The following is an 18,705-nucleotide window of genomic DNA, read 5'->3' on the forward strand; positions in this document are numbered from 1 at the left end:
AGCGTATCGCACGAGTCGGCTTATCTTCTATACGTTGCTGCGTTGCGTTGCATCATCCGGACAGCCAAATGAATCAGAACGTCTCCCAGATATCGCTCGTCAACCGCCTCAAATTCAAGCACCTCGCGCTGCTCGTCGCGCTGGACGACACGCGCAATCTTCATCAGGCCGCCGACACCGTCAACGTCGCGCAGCCGAGCGCGAGCCGGATGCTCGCGGACATCGAGGAAGCATTCGGCTTTCTGCTCTTCGAGCGCAACGCGCGCGGCATGCATCCGACGCCGCTTGGCACCGCCGCGCTCGCCTACGCGCGGCGCTCGCTCGCGGATCTCACGCGCTTCGCCGACGATCTCGACAACAAGCGGCGCGGCGGCCACGGCCAGTTGACCGTCGGCGCGATCATGGGCGCCGCGCCCGACGTGCTCGCGATGGCCGTCACCGAACTGAAGTCCGAGCGCCCGCTCCTGAACGTGCGCATTCTCGGCGAAACCAGCGATCAGGTCGTGCAGCTGCTGCATCGGCGCGAAGTGGATCTCGCGCTCGGCCGGCTGACCACGCCCCTGCAACACAACGACTTCGACTTCGAGCCGCTCGCACGCGAAGCCATGCGCCTCGTCGTGCGCGCGACGCATCCGCTTGCGGCGAAGACATCGCTCGCGCTCGATACGCTCGTCGGCTGGCCGTGGATTCTTCAGCCGATCACGAGCCCCGCGCGCGGCCTCTTCGAAGAGGAGCTCGCGCGCGCGGGACTCACGACGCCCGCCGATATCGTCGAATGCGCGTCCATCTTCGCCACCTTGCAACTGCTGCAGAACAGCGACGCCGTCGCCATGCTCCCCGAGTCCGTCGTGCGCGACTACCTGCGCGCGGGATTGCTTGCGGAACTGCCGATCGAGATCGGCAAGAGCTTGTCGGGTTTCGGCCTCTTGCGACGCAAATCCGAAACGCTGAGCGAGCCGGCCGAATACTTCATCGCGCTGCTTCGAAAGTACTCGGCGGCGTCGCTTGCGCTCACTGCAGGTTGACGAACAAGCCGCCGTCCACCAGCAGCGATGCGCCCGTCACATAGCGCGCCCGGTCGGAGGCGAGAAACACCACGCATTGCGCGACATCGTCGGGTGCGCCGAGGCGTCCTAGCGGAATGCGCTTCTCCATGTAGGCGCGCTTGTCCGCATCGGACAGGTCGCCGGCGTTCAGGTCCGTCGCGATGGTGCCGGGCATCACCGAATTGCAGCGGATGCCGTCAGGCCCGAGCGCAATCGCGCACGACTGCATCAGCGAATGCACGCCCGCCTTGGTCGGCGTGTAGTGCGTCTGCATGCCGCCGCCGACAAGCGCGCTGATCGAACTCGTCGCGACGATCGCGCCGCCCGTGCCTTGCGACTTCATCTGGTTCGCGACCGCTTGCGTCACATAGAACGCGCCGTTCAGATTCACCGCGACCGTGGTTTCATACACCGATGGCGGCATGTCGAGAAACGCGTGGAACGGACAGATGCCCGCGTTGCTCGACAGCACGTCCACGCGCCCGAACGCGTCCACGGTGCGCCGCACCAGTTCGATGCCCGTCTCGCGTTCGGCGACATTGCCTTCGACCGCAATCGCGCGCCGCCCGAGCGCCTCGATCTCGCCGACGATCGATTCCACCGCCGATGCCTTGCCGTAAGACTGATCGTTGTCGCGCCAGTAGTTGATCGCCACGTTCGCGCCTTCGCGCGCGCTGGCGAGCGCGATCGCCCGGCCGATGCCGCGCGAGCCGCCCGTCACGATCACGACCTTGTTTTCGAGCAGCATGAGCGCCTCGTCAGTGGGTGTAAGGGCGCGTGAGCGCGCATTCCGGATTGAGCCGCACGCCGAAGCCCGGCGTCTCCGGCACCTTCATGCGGCCGTTGACGGGCACGGGCTCGTCGAGCAGCAAGGGGTTGAACATCGGCACGACTTCGTCGGCTTTCGGGGCCATCATCAGGAACTCCGCGAACGGCGAGTTGTGCCGCGTCACGACGAAGTGATAGCTGTACACCGACGATCCGTGCGGCACGACGAGCACGTTATGCGCATCGGCGAGCGCCGATATCTTGATCAGCTCCGTGATGCCGCCGCACCAGCCGACGTCCGGCTGCACGAGGTCCGCGCAGCCCATTTCGAAAAGCATGCGAAAACCCCAGCGCGTCGCTTCGTGTTCGCCCGTCGTCACCATCATGCCGCGCGGCACGGAACGGCGCAGTTCGGCGTAGCCCCAATAGTCGTCGGGCGGAAGCGTTTCTTCGAGCCACTTCAGGCCGTATTCGTGGGCCGCCGTGGCGAGACGCTTCGCGTAGTTCAGGTCGAGCGACATCCAGCAATCGAACATCAGCCAGAAGTCGTCGCCGACTTTCGCGCGCATGTCGGCGAGCTTCGCGATGTTCGCGGCCAGCCCTTCCTCGCCTTCCGCCGGGCCGTGCTGCAACGGCATCTTGCCGCCGATGAAGCCCATCTCCTTCGCCAGATCGGGACGCGCGCCGGTCGCGTAGAACTGCAGTTCGTCGCGCACCGGGCCGCCGAGCAACTGGAACACCGGCTCCTCGCGCACCTTCGCGAGCAAGTCCCACAGCGCGAGATCGACACCCGATATGGCATTGAGCACGATGCCCTTGCGCCCGTAATAGAGCGTCGCGTTGTACATCTGGTCCCACATCTTTTCGATGTCCGTCACGCGCTGCCCTTCGAGGAATCGCGCGAGATGCTTCTCGACGATGAACGCGCCGATCTCGCCGCCCGTCGTCACTGCGAAGCCGACGGTGCCGTCGCTCGCTTCGATCTCGACGACGAGCGAACCGAGCACGTTCAGCCCGAACGACTGCCGGCTCTTCCGATACTCCGGGTAACGCGCCATCGGCGTCGCGACGTGATCGTCGATCCAGTGGTCGGCGCCCTGGTCGTGGTAATCGGCGCCGCCGCCGCGGACGGTAAAGGCGCGCACGTGCTTGATGGTCGGCATGGACATCGTTTGTCTCCTTCTGATCAGGATGCGTTGGCGGCCTTGCCGCCCGGAATCGGATGACGCTGCGGCACGCGCACCAGCGCGACGATGACGAGCGCGGCCAGCACGCTCGCCGCGCCGAGCACGGCCAGACCGGCGCTCGTCGAATGGAACGCGGCTTCGGCGGCGGTGCGGGCCATCGGCGCGAAGAATCCGCCGAGTCCGCCGAGCGAGTTGATGAGCGCGATGCCGGCGGCGGCCGCTGCGCCCGTCAGGTAGCGCGTGGGGAAGGTCCAGAAAAGCGGCTGCGCGGCGATGAATCCGCTCGCGGCGCAACACAGCGCGATCAGCGAAACGACCGGCGTGTTCGCGATGCCCGACACGGCGATCGCCACACCGGACATCACGAGCAGCGCGACGGCGCAGCTTCGGTGCTTCGACGTGCGATCCGCATAGCGCGGGACGATCCACGTGACGACGACCGCCGCGATCCACGGCAGCGCGGTCACGAGCCCGACCCGAAAGCCGACCTTCGTGCCGAGCAGCGCCGAGACCTGTTGAGGCAGGTAGAACACGACGCCATACACCGCCGCCTGGATCAGGAAGTACACGCAGCACAGCACGAGCACGCGTGGATCGACGAGCGCGGCGAGCACGCTCTTCGGTCCGTGCGACGACGCCTGGCGCGAGTCATCCGCGAGACGCGCGACGAGCAGTGCGCGCTGTTCCTGCGTGAGCCATCGTGCGCGAGCCGGGTCGTCGTCGAGAAACCAGAACGCCCACGCCCCGACGACCGACGCGAGCAGTCCTTCCACGAGAAAGAGCCACTGCCAGCCCTTGAGCCCGAACATGCCGTGCAGATCGAGCAGCAGCCCCGAAAGCGGCGCACCGAAGATAAACGCGAGCGGCGCGCCGAAATAGAAGACGCCGAGCGCCCGCGCACGCGATGCTTGCGGAAACCAGCGCGTCAGGTAATAGACGATGCCGGGAAAGAAGCCGGCCTCCGCCACGCCGAGGAGAAAGCGCAGCGCATAGAAGGTGGTCGCGGAATGCGCGAAAGCCATCGCCGCCGAAACGATGCCCCACGTGACCATGATGCGGCACATCCACAGCTTCGCGCCCACGCGATGCAGCAGCAGGTTGCTCGGCACTTCGAAGATGGCGTAGCCGACGAAGAACACGCCTGCGCCGAACGCGAACGCGGCGTTCGTGAGCCCGGTGTCCTGTTGCAGCGCCTTCTGCGCGAAGCCGATGTTCGCGCGGTCGAGGAACGCCAGCACGTACATCAGCAAGAGGAACGGCAGCAGACGGCGCATCACGCGAGACGTGACCGCCCCTTCCGCCGATGCGGAATGTTCCATGTCTCTCTCCGGTGAACCGTGCGGATCAGTAAGTCGCGCGTCCGCCCGACAGATCGAACACCGCGCCCGTGCTGAACGCGCAGTCCTCTGACGAGAGCCAGAGAATGAGCGATGCCGCTTCCTCCGGCATCAGGAAGCGGTTCATCGGGATCTTGGAGAGCATGTAGTCGATGTGCTGCTGCGACATCGAATCGAAGATTTCGGTTTTGGCGGCAGCCGGCGTGACTGCGTTGACGAGAACGTTTTTACCCGCCAGTTCCTTGCCGAGCGATTTGGTGAGGCCGATCAGCCCGGCTTTCGACGCGCTGTAATGCGAGGCGTTCGGATTGCCTTCCTTGCCCGCGATCGACGCGATGTTGACGATGCGCCCATAGCCCGCCTTCAGCATGTGCGGCACGACGGCCCGGCACGTGAGGAACGGCCCGATCAGATTGACGTCGATCACGCGCCGCCACACGTCGGGGGCGAGTTCCCACGTCGTGCCGTTGCCGCCCGTGATGCCCGCGTTGTTCACGAGCACGTCGATTCTCCCGTGCGCGGCGAGCGTCTTCTGCACGGCGGCTTCGACGGAGGCTTCATCGGTCAGTTCGACGACGGCGTCGCTGACGATGCGCTCCTTGTTCTTCGATGCGAGTTCCCCGCTCGTGCGCTGCAGCCGCTCGGCGTCGAGATCCCACAGCGCGACGTTCGCGCCCGACGCCAGCGCGCGCTCTGCAACCGCGAGGCCGATGCCCCGCGCACCACCGGTGATGACGACACTGCGGCCTGCCAGATCGATACGGTTCATGCCCTGTCTCCTGTCGTTGTTCTGCATCGGCTACGTGCCGTGACAACGCACTATAGACCGGGAGCAATAACGCAACAATTCGAAAGGGCGATCGTTCGATAGCGAAACCGGATCGGACCGCCGTCAGCGACGCCGTACCTTGAGGCGACGTGGCACCTGCGGAACGAGCAGGGCTGGCGGTTTCGGAAGACGGGCGTCGTGAAAAACCTTGTCGGCGAAGAGCGCAAAGGCAAAAAGCGCAGCGATGCCGACGGGACACAAAAGAAGAAGCGCGACGAACATAATCTCCAATGCATGTTGCATCGCAGTATAAAACGGTAACTTCGTTTAATTGACAGCCAAGTCGACAATACTTCTTTCAACAAAGTGAATCGAAAGTTCGAATTCTTTCGATGGACGGCGTGCACGTGCCCGTCAGGCACAGGCGTTGCTCTAAGCGACGCACCGCTGAATCACAGCGACTTTATCGACCAAAAAAGCATGTTCAAACCAAAAGCCTGTACCGCGACCTGTGTTCTCGACGGCATGCCCGTCACCCTGACTTACTTTCCCGACACCACGTTGCTCCGAATCACCGATGCCAGCACCGGCCGATGCGTGCGCGAAACGCGCTGGCCCGCGCCGTGGCGCACGCTCCTCGCGACCTTGCGCGAATTCAGCGGACGCGATTCGGACAGCCAGCTCGCCACCCTGCTCGACGAAATGCCCGAAGAAGCCGCAATGGCGTGACGCGCACGTCGAACAAACTGAAATCGATCCATCACGCGGGGACATCCCCCGCTCAACGCTGCAGAAGAAGAGGAAGCAATGGCAACTGGCACTGTGAAATGGTTCAACGACACGAAGGGCTTCGGTTTCATCAAGCCGGATGACGGCACGCCCGACGTGTTCGCGCATTTCTCGGAAATCCGCGCGGACGGCTATAAGTCGCTGCAGGAGAATCAAAAGGTGTTGTTCGAAGTGCGCCAGGGCCCGAAAGGTCTGCAGGCCGCGAACATTCAGCCGCAGTAATCGGCCGCACCAAACAGAAGCCGTGAGGGCGAAAACCCTCACGGCTTTTTTTCGACGGTCAGGCGCGGTCCAGGGCGGGCGCTGCCGCCGGACGCAACGCCAGCCAGTAGATCAGGAAACGCCCCGCGAATATCCCGGCAACCACGCCCGACACGAGTCCGTTCAGCACGACGAACATCGAGTCGACGCCTACCGATGCGCTCGTCGCCAGTTCGACGCCGATCCAGAACTTGGACGCGAACGTCACGAGAATCAGCGCAAGCGGCACGACCGATCCCGTCAGCGTCACCGTCCGCCGAACGCGATCGACGCTCAGTCCGCTCGCCCTCGCCTGCACCACGCCAGCGCCGGTGCCGAGGAGCCCGCCGACGAACCACATCAGCGCCGTCTCGGCCCCTGCGGCCGGCCCCGTCAAGACGTGCAACAGGCCCCATCCGGCGAATAAAGCCGGAACGATAGCCAGTTTCGAGAGCGGCGCCGTGCCGCCCTTCATCGCCTTCAGGCCGCGCGAAACCAGCACTGCCAGAAGAATCCAGACCCAGACCGGCGTTCCCGACACAATCGCTGCGAAAGACATGATCGTTCTCCATGAATGATGCGGTAAATGGTTCGCCGGCTCTGCGCCTTCGCGTCGCCGGTCAATCTTTACGTTGGAAAGATTTTGACTTTGCAACGACCGTGCGTCAACATAAATTTACATTGTAAAGATTGATCGGCTCACGACTTTCCATTCCTATGCAGAATTCTCCTGTTGCGCGCAAACGCGGCCGTCCCGCGATCAAATCGACGCCGCACCCCTACCACCACGGGTCGTTGCCCGACGCGTTGCTGCACGCCGCCGAAGCGGTGCTCCGGCGTGACGGCCTGCGGGGACTGACGCTGCGCGCCATCGCGCGCGAAGCGGGGGTATCGCACACGGCGCCTCAGCATCATTTCGGCGATACCGCCGGCGTGCTCAGCGAGCTTGCCGCGAGCGGGCATCGGCGGCTGGCGCAGTTCATGGCGCATCGCGCGGCCGCAGCCGGCGAGGACCGCGAGCGGCAACACGCCATTGCACACGGCTACATCGATTTCGCCGTCGAGAATCCCGACCTGTTCCGCCTGATGTCCCGCAATGAGTTGCTCGACACGAACCGTCCGTCACTGGTCGAGGCGCGGCGGATGTCGGCGCGCGGCCTGGCGGGCGTCTTCGAGACCGCATCCGCCGATGAGCCTGTGACACATGTCGATGAAGGCACGAGCGCGTTCGGCCAGACCGCACGCGCGCAGGCCATCGCGATGGCGTCCGCCTGGGCTTATGTGCACGGCCTGGCCTCGCTGCTGATCGACAAGCGTCTCGACGGTCTCGCCGCCGCTACCGGCGCATTCGGGACGCCGCGCGAACTCGTCGATGCGGTCATCGACGACCTGTGATCGCTCGCAGTGCGCGGCAGCGTACGCCATCGACTGTCAGCGGCGCGTAATATCGGAGGTCTGGCCGTTTCGCTTTTTCAGGCAGGATGCGTCGACGTTTACAATCAGCGTTTACTGCGCATCGGCCGCGTGCCCGCGATGCGCCCCGGCGCCACTTCGCGCCGCCACCTACAGCACTCGCCTGGCAGCATGGTCACTGAAACGTCATCTTCAGAATCGCTCGCCGTCGCCGAGCGCGTGCGCGAGCTCATGAGCCGTCACGGCATCGGCAAACGGCAGCAGACAGCCGAGTTGTGCCGCATTCTGGACCTCAGCTTTTCGCAGGGGCACAGAAAATTGCGCGGCAACAGTCCGTGGACGATCGCGCAGATTCGCCGCGTCGCCGACGCCTTCGACGAACCCGCGCTCAAGCTCTTCGACGCCATCGACGCGCGCCCGGACGACACCGAAGGCGCGCCGCACGACGCCGTGCTTAAGCTCGGTGTGGTCGAGATTCCGTGCACCGCGTGGATCGGCAATGCGCTCGAGCCCGGCACGCGGCCGGATTTCATCACGCAGAAGGTCAACGGCCGCTGGGTCGTGACGCGTCACGAAGGCGTGCTGCTGCAGGAAGCCTGCGACGTCCACAAGATCGAAATCCTCCCGCGCCGCGCGGATACGGACAAGCCGATCATCGCCGTGGTCGACGACGATCACGCGTCCGCCGACAACCTCCACGACTATCTGGAGATGACCGGCTTCACCGCGATGGCCTTCTACGGCCTCGACGCGTTTCTCGACGCGCTCCAGTCGCAGGTGTTCGATGCGGTGGTCATCGACTGGCTGTTCGGCGCGCATACGTCCGCGGGCGCGATCAAGGCGGTGCGCGAGTCGGACAACCCCGATGCGCCGGTGTTCGTCCTGACGGGCGAACTGATGACGGGCAAGGCGAGCGAGTCGGAGATCAGCCAGATCATCCGCGATTACAACGTCACGTGCTTCGAGAAACCCGCGCGGCTCGGCATTCTCGTCGCGGATCTGTCCAAGCGGCTGCTGCGCGCCTGAGACCGCACGCGCGGCGCATCAGGCCGCGCGCCGCCGCGCTGTCGCCGCGCGATGCACGGCAGCCTTCAGCACTTCGTATCGCACGGGCTTGAGCAGATAGTCGAAGAACAGCACCGACGCGCTCGGGTCCACGAGTTCCGGCACGTATGCGCTCACCGCGATGATCGGCACGCTGCCGCCCGGCGCGGTGCGCGCGCGATATTCATTCGCGAACGAATACCCGTCCTTGCCCGGCATGTGCAGGTCCGCGAGGATCACGTCGGCGTCATAGGCGCGCAGCCAGGCGAGCGCGCTGTTGACATCCGGCACGGCGACGGCCCAGTAGCCCAGATGCGTGAGCATCTCGATCAGCGATTCGCGGATCGCCTCGTGATCGTCGATGACGAGCACGCGCGACTTGCGCGAGCCGGGCGCATCGGCATGGTATTCGCCGGGCTCGGGCATCCGTTCGACCGCCACCGCCGGCAAGCTCACGCGGAACGCCGCGCCCTCGCCCACTTCGCTCGATACCTCGATGCTCCCGCCGAGCAGTTCGACGAGTCCGCGCACGACCGCGAGGCCCATGCCGGCGCCGTCGAAACGCCGCGTGCTGGACGAGTCCAGTTGCGTGAACTCCTGAAAGATCAGCGGCAACTGCTCTCGCGCAATGCCCGGGCCGGTGTCCTTGACGGTGATGTCGAGGCGCTTGTCCGAGCGCGCGAAATGCACGTCGATGGAACCGGTATCCGTGTACTTGATTGCGTTGGTGACGAGATTCGTCACGATCTGCCGCACGCGATGCGGGTCCGATTCGAGCGGCCCGCGCTTGCCCACGTAGTCGCCGTGCAAGTGCAGGCCTTTGGCGGTCGCGGCGGGCGCGTTTGCATCCACGATGGATTCGAGCAGATCCACCGGATCGAACACGGCCATGCGCAGTTCGAGCTTGCCCGCGCCGAGGCGCGCGTAGTCAGTGAGATCGCGCATCTGTGCTTCGAGATGACGCGCACCGGTCTCCAGCCGCTGGATGATCTTGCGGTCCGCCTCGTTGCGCAGGTTGAGCCCGAGCAGTTCGATCGACGACACGATGGCGTGCAGCGGCGTGCGCAGTTCGTGGCTGATCATGCCGAGAAAGGTGTCCTTCGCGACGCCCGCCTCGCGCGCCGCTCGCGTCGCCTGATGCTCGGCGGCGAGCGCGGCGCGTTGCTGTTCGATCAGCCGCGTGCGCCGGTAGCCGTTGAAAAGAAGCAGTGAAGTCGCCCCCGCCGACAGCAGGCCGAGCAGGATGCCGCTATAGATCAGATACCGGCGCTTCGCCTGGAAGTCGTAGCGGATCGCCTCGTGCTCGGCGGCGTCCATGAGCCGCCGGCCGCTCGCGAGTTCCGAAACGGCGGGCGCGTTCTGCCGCAGCACGCCAATGATGCGCAACGTGCGCTGCCGTTCGCCGCTGATGTTCTGCACGTCGAATTCGATGGAACCGAGCGCCGTGCGCAGCTGCCGCAGAATCTCGTCCTGACGCGCGAGCAGCGCTTCGTGTCCTTCGGGCGTGTGCGCGTTATCGGAGGCGTCGTTCAGGCGTCCTAGCAGCCGCGCATAGCTTTCGCGCACGGCGTCGCCGTCTTCGTCGATGCCATTGCGAAAGAGCAGCACCTGCGTCTCGAACCGCTCATACGCGATCTGCAACTGCGCGGCGTCCCAGTAGAGCCCTTCGTAGGGCATCACGAGATGATGCGTCTCGCGCGCGACGAGCCCGGAATACACCATGTAGCCGACGACGCCGAACGGCGGCGCCACCGCGAGCGCGAGCATCACGGCATACCAGAGCCGGCGCAGCCACGGACGCGCAGTCGGCGTGCGAAGCGGAGAGTCGGTGCGGGTGATGGCCATATGCGATCGTTGCGGGCGTCGCGTGCTATATGCGGATCAGCCGATCAGCCGAGCGCGTCGATGTCGCGCGCCGCGCGCTCGGACGCGACCACGATCAGCTTCATCGTCGCGCGCGTCGCGCCCACGAAGACCTTGCGCGCGGCCTGATCGTCGAGGACATCGAAATCGACTTCGGTCAGAATCACGCACGGCGCGGATTGCCCCTTGAAGCGATAGATCGATTCGAGCAGCACGTCGCCTTCCCGATACTCCGGATTGCCGAAGAGATCGTACGTGCCGGTGAACGCGCGCAGCCGATGCGGTCCGAGATGATCGACGGCCGTCAGCGCCGAACCCTCGCGCCCGCGAAACGACAGCACGGCGATGTCCTGCTTGCGGAAGCCGAGCGACAGCGCATGCGTGATCGCCCGCTTGGTCGCTTCGATGACTTCCTCCGGATGGCCGTCCTCGTAAGTGGACACGGTGACATCCGAGCCATCGAACGGACTGCCCGAATCGACCCGCACGTTCGGCCCGACGATCTTGCGGATGAACCCGAGCACGTCGCGCGGACTGCGATAGTTCGTGCTTTCGCGCAGGATCGTCCAGCCGGGCAGCGCAACCGGCTCGCGCAGATAGAGGTTTTGCATCGGGTCTTCGAGCCACCACCACGCGCCGTCCGGATTGAGCAGCCGTTCCAGCGATTCGACCCACGCCGCATGAAAATCCTGGCCCTCGTCAACGATCAGCACATCCGTCTTCCAGTGGTCCGGGACCGGCACGGCGGCGAAGCGCTCCTCGAGCGTCGTGAAGACGTTGGGCTGGCTGAAATCGGGCGGACTGCCGGCATCGCGCGCGACCGCCGCGCTCAGCTGATGGTAGTTCGCGATCTTCGCTTCCTTCGGCGCAATCGCGCGGATATGGTCCGCGAGCGGCCGGTTGAAGCAGACGTACAGCACGCTCTTGCCGGCGGCGAGCGCATCGCGCATGACGCGCACGGCCAGTTGTGTCTTGCCCGCGCCCGCGGTGGCGATCACGCGCAGACGGAACGGCTCGAATTCGAGCCGGCGCGCCCACGTCGCGAGACCGCCCGACAGACGCGTGACGAGCGTATTGGCCGCGCCGACGAGCGCGTTCGTATCGGGCGTGAGCGAGAGTTCATCCGCGAGAAAGTGATGGATGCGCGCGGCGGCTTCGAAGCGCGGCTCGTCGGGCGGAAGGATCTCCAGCACGACGCGCGCGAGTTGCGCCTTGCGGCTCGCATCGACGATTCGCCCGGGCGGCACGCCTGCGATCGCCGCGTCCTTCACCGTGTAGTCCGGGCAATACAGCAGCTCCTCGATGCGATACGTCCCCGCCCCGAACGCCGCGGTGAAGCGCCGATGCAGGTTCTCCAGCGTGCGCGCAAGCTGAATGGCGACATTGCGCTCCTTCTGCAGATAAACCTTGACGAGCCCCGCGCTGGTTTCACGCAGGAAGCCGGCTTTCATCTCGATCATCAGCACGCGGCCGGACGGCGCGACGACGACGAAATCCGCTTCGCCGAAGACGGAGAAGCCTTCGTTGATGCGCGTCCAGTGAACGCCGTGATAGACCGTGTAGTCGTCGGGCAGTCTTTCGAGCAGCGTGAGCGTTTCCAGTTCGCGCGCGGCGGCGCCGGTCGCTTCGAGGTTCTTCCAGTCGTCGGGAACGATTCGGGCCATGCGTTACCTTTGGCGTGAGGATCAGGCGTCGCGTGCGCCTGCTGTGCGCCTCATTGTACGCAAGCGTCAATCCGCGTAGTCGTATCGGCCGCCGCGTTCGAGTGCGCGTCGATACGCCGGCCGCGCGTGGATACGTTCGAGGAACGCGCGGATATGCGGCAGGTGCTTCGCGCCCGCGCGCTGGCTGGCCGCTTCGAGCGGGAAGCTCATCTGCACGTCGGCGGCGGTGAACGTATCGCCCGTGAACCACGGTAATTTCGCGAGTTCGCTGTCGATGTAGCCGAAATGCAGCTTCAGCTGGGGATCGATGAAGCTCGACTGCAGCGTTCGCGCGATGCGCCTTGCAATCGGCCTGGCGAAGAACGGCATCTTCGCGTTCGCGATGCGCGATGCGACGAGCTTGAGCAACAGCGGCGGCATCGCCGATCCTTCCGCGTAGTGCATCCAGTAGTTGTAGCGCACGCGTTCCGGCGACGCGCCATGCGGCGGAGCGAAGCGTCCTTCGCCGTAGCGGTCGACGAGATAGTCGATGATCGCGCCCGACTCCGCGATGGTCAGCGGGCCGTCGGTGATGACGGGCGACTTGCCGAGCGGGTGCACCGCGCGCAATTCGGGCGGCGCGAGCATCGTGCGGGGATCGCGTTCGTACCGCTTGAGTTCATACTCGACGCCGAGTTCTTCGAGCATCCACAGCACCCGTTGCGACCGCGAATTGTTGAGGTGATGGATGGTCAGCATGACGGTACGCATCTTGCAGATAGTGTTTCCATCAACACGTCGAACCCAAGCAAAAGGAGAACTCGATGACGCTCATCATTTACCTCGTGGGCTGGCTCATTTTTATCGGCGGAGTGTCGTGGGCGCTCGTCGCCATGCACGTGGCGCAGCACACAATCGCCATTGTTGCCGTCATCCTGCTCGGAATCGCCGTGATCACGGGCGCCACGCGGGCGCGCAACCGCGACCGTTCCTGATCGCCACGCGCCACGCGCTGCCATGCGCGGCGCGTGGCCCGGCATCAGGCCGCGACGCGCGCGTTGAGCGCATCCTGAATCAGCGTGACGAGTTCATCGGGATGCGCGGGCTTCGTCATGAAGTGCTGAAAGCCTTCGCCGATGCTTCGTAATCGATATTCGTCGCCGTCATGCCCCGTCAGCGCGATGGCGACGGAAGGCGGCAGATTCCCGCGTATCTCGTGGTCGCGCAAACGTTGAATGAGGTAGAAACCGTCCATTCCCGGAAGGTCGAGATCGCAGATCACTGCATCGGGCAGCACGCGGGTCGCGGTTTCCGCGCCGTCTTCGGCGTCGGCCACGGCGATGACATCGGCCCCTTCTTCTTCCAGCAACATCTGCAGTGAAGCTCTGCTTTCGGGATCGTCTTCGACGAGTACGATCCGCGTATGCCCCAGTCTTGCAACTTCGCTCATGATTTTGTTTTCGACTGCCAAAAACGGAATTCTCGCGCACGGTCTCCACGGCTCGCCGCTTCGTCTGATCCGTCTACCTTGCGCTCGTGCGCTTTCGTTGACAGAAAAACGTGGCAGGAATTCCGAACGCACCGTGTTTTTTTGCCGCGCGTGCGCCGGTGCGGAACGTCTCGCGGTGTCCAGGGAGCGCCGCCCGACAAGGACGGCCGCCGTAGCCCGGCAGATGACAACGAGCAATATCCGGACCGGCGAGAAGCGCTGCCGTGTCGGCGCCGCTCCAGGCGGCGTGCGCGGTTTCGGTGAATTCTTCCCGCTTCTCATCGAGGAGCACGACCGTGTAATTTCGTCGTACGCGCGCCCTTCTTTCTCGTCAGACGTTCGCAAGGCTCGCCGTGTCCGCCCGCGCTGGCGCTGATTGCAACAGGGTCCGGTACTCCGTCGGCGTGATGCCCACGGTCGCCTTGAACTGACGGGTGAACGCGCTGTGATCGGTGTATCCGCACAACGCGGCCACATCCGTGACCTTGTCGTGGGTGACGAGCAGCGCCGTCGCGGCATCGAGCCGGGTCTTGAGCAGCACTTGTCGCGGCGTCAGATGAAAAACCTTGTGAAAGTAGCGTTCGAGCTGCGCGATCGACATGTTCGCCATCCGCGCGAGATCGCGCATGTTGAGCGGCTGCACGTAATTTTCCTGAATATGCTGGACGACCGCCGCGAGCCGGCTATACGCCGGATGCGTGCTCTCGGCGGCTTGCAGGTCGCGCGAAATTCCGGCAAGTCCGACGATGGTCCCTTGAGTGTCATAGAGCGGCTGCTTGCAGGTCATGCACCAGCCCGGCTCGCGTCCGGGATACAGATGCAGTTCGAGCTGATCGATCAGTTGCACGCCCTGCGCGATGATCGCCTGATCCTGCGCCGTATAGATGCGCCCGAAGCGGCGCGGGAACACGTCTTCCGCCGTCCTGCCGAGGAGCGCGGTCTTGTCGTCCTTGTGGCCGCAACGACGCGCGAGCGTGCGGTTGACCATCGCGTAGCGCGCGTCGCGGTCCTTCACGAAGAAGACGATGTCGGGCATCGCGTCGAATACCGGCGCGAGCAGCGCGAAATGCGAGAGCATGTCGCGCAGCGTCGAAGGCGGCGGCGCCGGTAGCTCCGGTGCATCGGCCCTCGCCGCGCCAGGCGAAGCGTGTCCGGCAATCAGGCCTTGCGTGCTCATCGTGCGTTCGCGGGTCGTCATTTTTGGGACGATTATAGTGACGCCCGGATCGCGCCAATATTCGCGCTGTCCCCACTATTCTTTCTTGCCGTCATCCTTCTTTCGACGGGGCGGCCTCGCACCCGGCGATCAGCGTATCGATTCTGACGGGCGTGAAGGGCTCCCGCGCCGCCGCGCGCGGCCAGCCGAAATAAAGCGCCGCCGCCTCGCCGCAGACGCGCCCCTGGCACGCCCCCATGCCGCAACGGGTCTGCAGCTTGGCCTCGCGCCAGTTGCCGTGCGCCGCGACATCGCCGATGCGTACGTCCTCGCAGCGGCAGATCAGCGTGTCGGCGGGCGGCATCGCGCGGGCGTCGGCCCCGAGCGAGAACGCGCGATCGACGCGCGCCGCGAAAGCCCGCCACCGGTTTCGTTCACGCGCCAGCCGCGCGTCGATCGGCACGCCCAGCGCCGCATGTGCCGCGCACGTCCCTTCCGCCCGCGACAGTTCCATGCCGCCGATGCCCGTGCATTCGCCGGCGGCGAACACATCGGCAAGCGACGTGCGCTGGTTATCGTCGATGCGGATCGCGCCGCGTTCATCGACCGCACAGCCGAGCGCCAGTGCAAGCGTCGCGTTCGGCACGAGCCCGTAGCCGCACGCGATGCGATCCGTTTCGACGATCTCCTCGCCGTTGCGCGAGCGGATCGTCACCGCTTCGACGCGCCCCCGGCCTTCGGCCTTCACGACGACGCTCCCCGCGCGATACCGCGACACACCGAGCGCCCGCCCGAGCGATATTGCCTGCGCGAGCTTGCCCGGCGTCGCGGCAAGCGATGCGACGAAACCCGCGACGCGCGCCATCGGCGCCTGCTCGATCACCGCGCGGACTTCGGCGCCGTGGCGGCGCGCGGTATCGGCGACGGCGAGCAGCAGCGGCCCGCTTCCCGCGACGACGATGCGCTCGCCCCGCACCGGCGAGCCGCCCTTCACCAGCGCCTGCAGGCCGCCCGCGCCGGTCACGCCAGGCAGCGTCCAGCCCTCGAAAGGCAGCAGCCGCTCGCGCGCGCCGGTGACGAGGATCAGCTTCGTATAGCCGATGACGGCGGGCGCGCCGTCGCGTTCGAGAAGGAGCCGCTTGTCGCCCGGCGCGGCGGCGACTTTCGTCGCGCCCATGTGTTCGAGATTCGCGCGCGGGGCCGTGGTGGTGAGCCAGTCGCGCAGGAACGGCGACGGCGCGGCGTCCGGCCCCTGACGCCAGATCTGCCCGCCGGGACGCGGATTGTCGTCGATCAGCGCGACGCGAACGCCCGCACCGGCGGCCGCCACGCGCGCGGCAGCGAGGCCCGCCGGTCCCGCGCCGATGATCGCGATATCGAAATGCGCGGCCTTCATCGCGCCGTCTCGATGACGAGGCCGTCGCGGCACAGCGTCTGACACGCGAGCACGTGCGCGCGGCCATCGATGGTGACGCGGCATTCGTGGCACACGCCCATGCCGCACAACGCGGCGCGCGCTTCCCCGCTGACGGAGCGGCGCGCGGCGGCGCGGCCGTGAATCGCGAGCGCGGCGGCGACGGTCGTGTATTCGGCAACGGTGAGCGATTGACCGTCGATCGTGATGTGAACGCGTTCAGTCATCGGCTAGCGCGGACGTTGGATGGTTGGCCTCGTATCGGCGTGGGCGCACGGTTCGTTCAGCGGCAAGCGCGCGTCGATAGCGTGCATGTGGGGCCATCGGGCTTCGATTCGTCCAGCGCCGGTCATGCGCGTGCGCCTGCGCGATTCGTCGCGGACGCAAAGGCGTGACGTCGCGCCATCCGGGCGATGAACCGTCGATCGCGTCACTCATGCGCGTGCGCTTCCAGGAACCGTCGCGGCGAGAACGGCGCGACATCGGGCAACTCGGGCATGGGCGGATCGCCCAGCATCTGCCCGGCCAGCACCTTCGCCGTTGCCAGCGAGGTGGTCACGCCCAGCCCTTCGTGCCCGGTCGCGAGCCACAGCCGGTCATGGTCATGCCCCGCCGCGCCGATGATCGGCAGGCCGTCCGGCGTCGCGGCCCGCAAGCCGGTCCACGTGCGGATCGCGTTCATTTTGCCGATGCCCGGCAGATAGCGCGACGCCCGCTTCAGCATCGCGCCGAGCACGTCCATCTCGACGGCGGGATCGGTCGTCCCGAATTGCCGCGACGAACCGATCATCACCTGACCCGTCGGACGCGGCTGCGCGTTGAACGCGACGGAGGTGCCGCGCGCGTGATGCGCGCTTTTGATATAGCCGAGTTCCGCGATCTGATGCCGGATCGTCCCCGGATAACGGTCCGTGATCAGCAAATGGCCTTTCTTCGCTTCGAGCGGCACGCCGTCGACGAGTCGCGACGCCGCCAGCCCGTTCGCGACCACGACATGCGCGGCGGTGCGCCGCTCGCCGTCCGCGAATGTGACGCTCGCGTGCGCCGCGTTCGCTTCGACCGCCACGACCGCGCGTTGCGTCGATACGCGGATGCGGCTCGCGCCGGCCGAACACGTCAGCAGGAACTGCGCGGCGGCGGGCGCGTAGACGATGGCGTCGTCGTCGACGACGAGTCCGCCCTGCATCGCGTGACTGAGCGACGGCTCCTCGTCGCGCAGCGCGGCGGCGTCGAGCAGACGCGCGCGCACGCTGGCGGCCGCGAGCGCGGACTGCATCGCGCGGGCGGCGGCGCACTCTTCGTCGTCTGCGGCGACCCACAGCGAGCCGCATTGGGAAAACGCATCGCGCGCCCGCAGGTCCGGCGCAAGCGCAAGCCACAGATCGCGCGACAGGCGCGACAGCGCGAATTCGGCCGGCGATTCGTTCATCAGGACGATATGGCCCATGCCCGCCGCCGTCGCCCCGCCGCCGATCCCGCCCGCGTCGAGCACATCGACGGCCAGGCCGCGCGCCGCCAGTTCCGCCGCGCACGCCGCGCCGACGATGCCGGCCCCGACGACGATCACATCCGCCGTCATTCTCTCGCGCTCGCCGCGCCGGTCAGGACGCCCCAGGCGAACGGATCGCGCTCGTCGATGACGAGCCGCCCTTCGCCCATGATGTGCGCGTAGCCGGTGATGGTCGGAACGAGATCGTCGCCGGCGCGCGCATAGCTCGCCTCGAACACGCTCCCGATGATGCTCTCCTGCCGCCAGACGGCGCCCGGCGCGAGCAGGCCGTCCGCCGCGAGGCAGGCGAGCTTCGCGCTCGTGCCGGTGCCGCACGGCGAACGGTCGTACGCGCTGCCGGGGCACAGCACGAAATTGCGGCTGTCGAGCCCGGCGCGCGGCGAGTCCGCGAACAGTTCGATGTGGTCGATATACGCGCCGTCCGCGCCCGTCACACCTTCGGCGTGCAACGCGTCGCGGATGGCCTCGGTGAAAGCCGTCAACTCGCCGATGCGCGCCGGCACGAGTTCGCGGCCATGCTCCGCGGCGAGGAAGAACCAGTTGCCGCCCCACGCGACGTCGCCGGTCAGCGGGCCGTGCCCGGGCACCTCGACCGTCACCGCATGCCGGTGCCGATACGCCGGCACGTTGCGCACGCTGACGCTGCCGTTCGCGTTGAGCGTCGCATCGACCGGGCCGACGGGGGTGTCGATCCGATGCCGCCCCGGCACAATCCCGCCCGAATGCGCGAGCGACGCGACGAGTCCGATCGTCCCGTGCCCGCACATGCCCAGATAACCGACGTTGTTGAAGAAGATGACGCCCGCCGCCGTATCCGGGTCGTCGGGCGCGCACAGCAGCGCGCCGACCATCACGTCCGAGCCGCGCGGCTCGGTCACGATGGCGCGCCGCCAGTCGTCGAATTGCGTGCGAAACGCGTCCAGCCGTTGGGCCAGCGTGCCGCCGCCGAGGTCCGGGCCGCCCGCGACGACGAGGCGCGTGGGTTCGCCGCCCGTATGCGAGTCGATGATGTCGATGGTTTTCATGCCGCCTATCGT

The 18,705-nt window shown here is 66.2% G+C and carries 20 protein-coding genes; 6 read left to right on the forward strand and 14 right to left on the reverse strand.

Annotated features, from left to right (window positions below; translation table 11 throughout):
- Positions 1-68 precede the first annotated feature (68 nt).
- Positions 69-1,025, forward strand: coding sequence for a LysR family transcriptional regulator (locus tag P9255_RS07120; RefSeq protein WP_309766248.1), 957 nt, complete (start codon positions 69-71; stop codon positions 1,023-1,025).
- On the opposite strand, the gene P9255_RS07125 is transcribed toward P9255_RS07120, so the two are convergent.
- Genes P9255_RS07125 through P9255_RS07140 form a run of 4 tightly spaced genes read right to left on the reverse strand, consistent with a single transcriptional unit; the run spans position 1,012 to position 5,107 of the window.
- Positions 1,012-1,794, reverse strand: coding sequence for an SDR family NAD(P)-dependent oxidoreductase (locus P9255_RS07125; protein ID WP_309766249.1), 783 nt, complete (start codon positions 1,792-1,794; stop codon positions 1,012-1,014). The two genes, P9255_RS07120 and P9255_RS07125, sit on opposite strands and share 14 nt — an antisense overlap.
- Positions 1,795-1,804: 10 nt before the next feature.
- On the reverse strand, positions 1,805-2,983 hold the full coding sequence (gene rhmD, locus P9255_RS07130) for an L-rhamnonate dehydratase (protein ID WP_309766250.1): 1,179 nt from the start codon (positions 2,981-2,983) through the stop codon (positions 1,805-1,807).
- Between the two features lie 17 nt (positions 2,984-3,000).
- Complete coding sequence (locus tag P9255_RS07135; protein WP_309766251.1) at positions 3,001-4,320, reverse strand: MFS transporter; 1,320 nt, start codon at positions 4,318-4,320, stop codon at positions 3,001-3,003.
- 25 nt (positions 4,321-4,345) lie between these two features.
- On the reverse strand, positions 4,346-5,107 hold the full coding sequence (locus P9255_RS07140) for an SDR family NAD(P)-dependent oxidoreductase (protein WP_309766252.1): 762 nt from the start codon (positions 5,105-5,107) through the stop codon (positions 4,346-4,348).
- Between the two features lie 480 nt (positions 5,108-5,587).
- Here P9255_RS07140 and P9255_RS07145 point away from each other — a divergent pair, with 480 nt between their 5' ends.
- Together P9255_RS07145 and P9255_RS07150 are read left to right on the forward strand one after the other, a co-directional pair.
- The gene (locus tag P9255_RS07145) at positions 5,588-5,836 is read left to right on the forward strand and encodes a hypothetical protein (RefSeq protein ID WP_309766254.1); all 249 of its coding nucleotides are present in this window, start codon (positions 5,588-5,590) and stop codon (positions 5,834-5,836) included.
- A gap of 78 nt (positions 5,837-5,914) precedes the next feature.
- Positions 5,915-6,118: a cold-shock protein gene (locus P9255_RS07150; RefSeq protein WP_040052162.1), complete on the forward strand. Its 204-nt coding sequence runs from the start codon at positions 5,915-5,917 to the stop codon at positions 6,116-6,118.
- 58 nt (positions 6,119-6,176) lie between these two features.
- Here the strand turns inward: P9255_RS07150 and P9255_RS07155 are convergent, their stop codons facing one another.
- On the reverse strand, positions 6,177-6,695 hold the full coding sequence (locus P9255_RS07155; RefSeq protein WP_309766255.1) for a DUF6622 family protein: 519 nt from the start codon (positions 6,693-6,695) through the stop codon (positions 6,177-6,179).
- 158 nt (positions 6,696-6,853) lie between these two features.
- Here P9255_RS07155 and P9255_RS07160 point away from each other — a divergent pair, with 158 nt between their 5' ends.
- Both P9255_RS07160 and P9255_RS07165 read left to right on the forward strand, forming a co-directional pair.
- The gene (locus P9255_RS07160; protein ID WP_309766257.1) at positions 6,854-7,531 is read left to right on the forward strand and encodes a TetR/AcrR family transcriptional regulator; all 678 of its coding nucleotides are present in this window, start codon (positions 6,854-6,856) and stop codon (positions 7,529-7,531) included.
- 189 nt (positions 7,532-7,720) lie between these two features.
- Complete coding sequence (locus P9255_RS07165; protein WP_309766259.1) at positions 7,721-8,575, forward strand: helix-turn-helix domain-containing protein; 855 nt, start codon at positions 7,721-7,723, stop codon at positions 8,573-8,575.
- A gap of 18 nt (positions 8,576-8,593) precedes the next feature.
- Here the strand turns inward: P9255_RS07165 and P9255_RS07170 are convergent, their stop codons facing one another.
- The 3 genes from P9255_RS07170 to P9255_RS07180 all read right to left on the reverse strand — a co-directional run bounded on the left by P9255_RS07170 (position 8,594) and on the right by P9255_RS07180 (position 12,858).
- Positions 8,594-10,438 (reverse strand): ATP-binding protein, encoded by a 1,845-nt coding sequence (locus tag P9255_RS07170; RefSeq protein WP_309789284.1) that lies wholly within the window; start codon positions 10,436-10,438, stop codon positions 8,594-8,596.
- 44 nt (positions 10,439-10,482) lie between these two features.
- On the reverse strand, positions 10,483-12,120 hold the full coding sequence (locus P9255_RS07175; protein ID WP_309766262.1) for an ATP-dependent helicase: 1,638 nt from the start codon (positions 12,118-12,120) through the stop codon (positions 10,483-10,485).
- Positions 12,121-12,186: 66 nt separating this feature from the next.
- Positions 12,187-12,858: a glutathione S-transferase gene (locus P9255_RS07180; protein ID WP_309766807.1), complete on the reverse strand. Its 672-nt coding sequence runs from the start codon at positions 12,856-12,858 to the stop codon at positions 12,187-12,189.
- Between the two features lie 65 nt (positions 12,859-12,923).
- Between P9255_RS07180 and P9255_RS07185 the strand changes: the two genes are divergently transcribed.
- Complete coding sequence (locus P9255_RS07185; protein WP_167569274.1) at positions 12,924-13,094, forward strand: hypothetical protein; 171 nt, start codon at positions 12,924-12,926, stop codon at positions 13,092-13,094.
- A 44-nt stretch (positions 13,095-13,138) separates the two neighbouring features.
- Here P9255_RS07185 and P9255_RS07190 read toward each other — a convergent pair whose 3' ends face one another.
- From P9255_RS07190 to P9255_RS07215, 6 genes are all read right to left on the reverse strand, one after another.
- Positions 13,139-13,549: a response regulator gene (locus P9255_RS07190; RefSeq protein WP_309789286.1), complete on the reverse strand. Its 411-nt coding sequence runs from the start codon at positions 13,547-13,549 to the stop codon at positions 13,139-13,141.
- 370 nt (positions 13,550-13,919) lie between these two features.
- Positions 13,920-14,666 (reverse strand): AraC family transcriptional regulator, encoded by a 747-nt coding sequence (locus tag P9255_RS07195; protein ID WP_309766808.1) that lies wholly within the window; start codon positions 14,664-14,666, stop codon positions 13,920-13,922.
- A gap of 190 nt (positions 14,667-14,856) precedes the next feature.
- On the reverse strand, positions 14,857-16,140 hold the full coding sequence (locus P9255_RS07200; RefSeq protein ID WP_309766269.1) for an FAD/NAD(P)-binding oxidoreductase: 1,284 nt from the start codon (positions 16,138-16,140) through the stop codon (positions 14,857-14,859).
- The gene (locus P9255_RS07205; protein WP_309766271.1) at positions 16,137-16,385 is read right to left on the reverse strand and encodes a (2Fe-2S)-binding protein; all 249 of its coding nucleotides are present in this window, start codon (positions 16,383-16,385) and stop codon (positions 16,137-16,139) included. Before P9255_RS07205 ends, P9255_RS07200 begins: the two co-directional genes overlap by 4 nt.
- A 203-nt stretch (positions 16,386-16,588) precedes the next feature.
- A complete protein-coding gene (locus P9255_RS07210; protein WP_309766273.1) occupies positions 16,589-17,737 on the reverse strand; it encodes an FAD-binding oxidoreductase in 1,149 nt (382 codons plus the stop codon).
- The gene (locus P9255_RS07215) at positions 17,734-18,702 is read right to left on the reverse strand and encodes a 4-hydroxyproline epimerase (protein WP_309766811.1); all 969 of its coding nucleotides are present in this window, start codon (positions 18,700-18,702) and stop codon (positions 17,734-17,736) included. The genes P9255_RS07210 and P9255_RS07215 overlap by 4 nt, the downstream gene beginning before the upstream one ends.
- Positions 18,703-18,705 lie beyond the last annotated feature (3 nt).

This window comes from Caballeronia sp. LZ019 (assembly GCF_031450825.1).
In the GTDB taxonomy this organism is placed as follows: domain Bacteria; phylum Pseudomonadota; class Gammaproteobacteria; order Burkholderiales; family Burkholderiaceae; genus Caballeronia.

Excerpts from the sequence above, each read along its gene's own strand:
- P9255_RS07120 (WP_309766248.1), top strand. The coding sequence starts at position 69 with ATGAATCAGAACGTCTCCCAGATATCGCTCGTCAACCGCCTCAAATTC.
- P9255_RS07125 (WP_309766249.1), bottom strand. The coding sequence starts at position 1,794 with ATGCTGCTCGAAAACAAGGTCGTGATCGTGACGGGCGGCTCGCGCGGC.
- rhmD (WP_309766250.1), bottom strand. The coding sequence starts at position 2,983 with ATGTCCATGCCGACCATCAAGCACGTGCGCGCCTTTACCGTCCGCGGC.
- P9255_RS07135 (WP_309766251.1), bottom strand. The coding sequence starts at position 4,320 with ATGGAACATTCCGCATCGGCGGAAGGGGCGGTCACGTCTCGCGTGATG.
- P9255_RS07140 (WP_309766252.1), bottom strand. The coding sequence starts at position 5,107 with ATGAACCGTATCGATCTGGCAGGCCGCAGTGTCGTCATCACCGGTGGT.
- P9255_RS07145 (WP_309766254.1), top strand. The coding sequence starts at position 5,588 with ATGTTCAAACCAAAAGCCTGTACCGCGACCTGTGTTCTCGACGGCATG.
- P9255_RS07150 (WP_040052162.1), top strand. The coding sequence starts at position 5,915 with ATGGCAACTGGCACTGTGAAATGGTTCAACGACACGAAGGGCTTCGGT.
- P9255_RS07155 (WP_309766255.1), bottom strand. The coding sequence starts at position 6,695 with ATGTCTTTCGCAGCGATTGTGTCGGGAACGCCGGTCTGGGTCTGGATT.
- P9255_RS07160 (WP_309766257.1), top strand. The coding sequence starts at position 6,854 with ATGCAGAATTCTCCTGTTGCGCGCAAACGCGGCCGTCCCGCGATCAAA.
- P9255_RS07165 (WP_309766259.1), top strand. The coding sequence starts at position 7,721 with ATGGTCACTGAAACGTCATCTTCAGAATCGCTCGCCGTCGCCGAGCGC.
- P9255_RS07170 (WP_309789284.1), bottom strand. The coding sequence starts at position 10,438 with ATGGCCATCACCCGCACCGACTCTCCGCTTCGCACGCCGACTGCGCGT.
- P9255_RS07175 (WP_309766262.1), bottom strand. The coding sequence starts at position 12,120 with ATGGCCCGAATCGTTCCCGACGACTGGAAGAACCTCGAAGCGACCGGC.
- P9255_RS07180 (WP_309766807.1), bottom strand. The coding sequence starts at position 12,858 with ATGCTGACCATCCATCACCTCAACAATTCGCGGTCGCAACGGGTGCTG.
- P9255_RS07185 (WP_167569274.1), top strand. The coding sequence starts at position 12,924 with ATGACGCTCATCATTTACCTCGTGGGCTGGCTCATTTTTATCGGCGGA.
- P9255_RS07190 (WP_309789286.1), bottom strand. The coding sequence starts at position 13,549 with ATGAGCGAAGTTGCAAGACTGGGGCATACGCGGATCGTACTCGTCGAA.
- P9255_RS07195 (WP_309766808.1), bottom strand. The coding sequence starts at position 14,666 with ATGCTCTCGCATTTCGCGCTGCTCGCGCCGGTATTCGACGCGATGCCC.
- P9255_RS07200 (WP_309766269.1), bottom strand. The coding sequence starts at position 16,140 with ATGAAGGCCGCGCATTTCGATATCGCGATCATCGGCGCGGGACCGGCG.
- P9255_RS07205 (WP_309766271.1), bottom strand. The coding sequence starts at position 16,385 with ATGACTGAACGCGTTCACATCACGATCGACGGTCAATCGCTCACCGTT.
- P9255_RS07210 (WP_309766273.1), bottom strand. The coding sequence starts at position 17,737 with ATGACGGCGGATGTGATCGTCGTCGGGGCCGGCATCGTCGGCGCGGCG.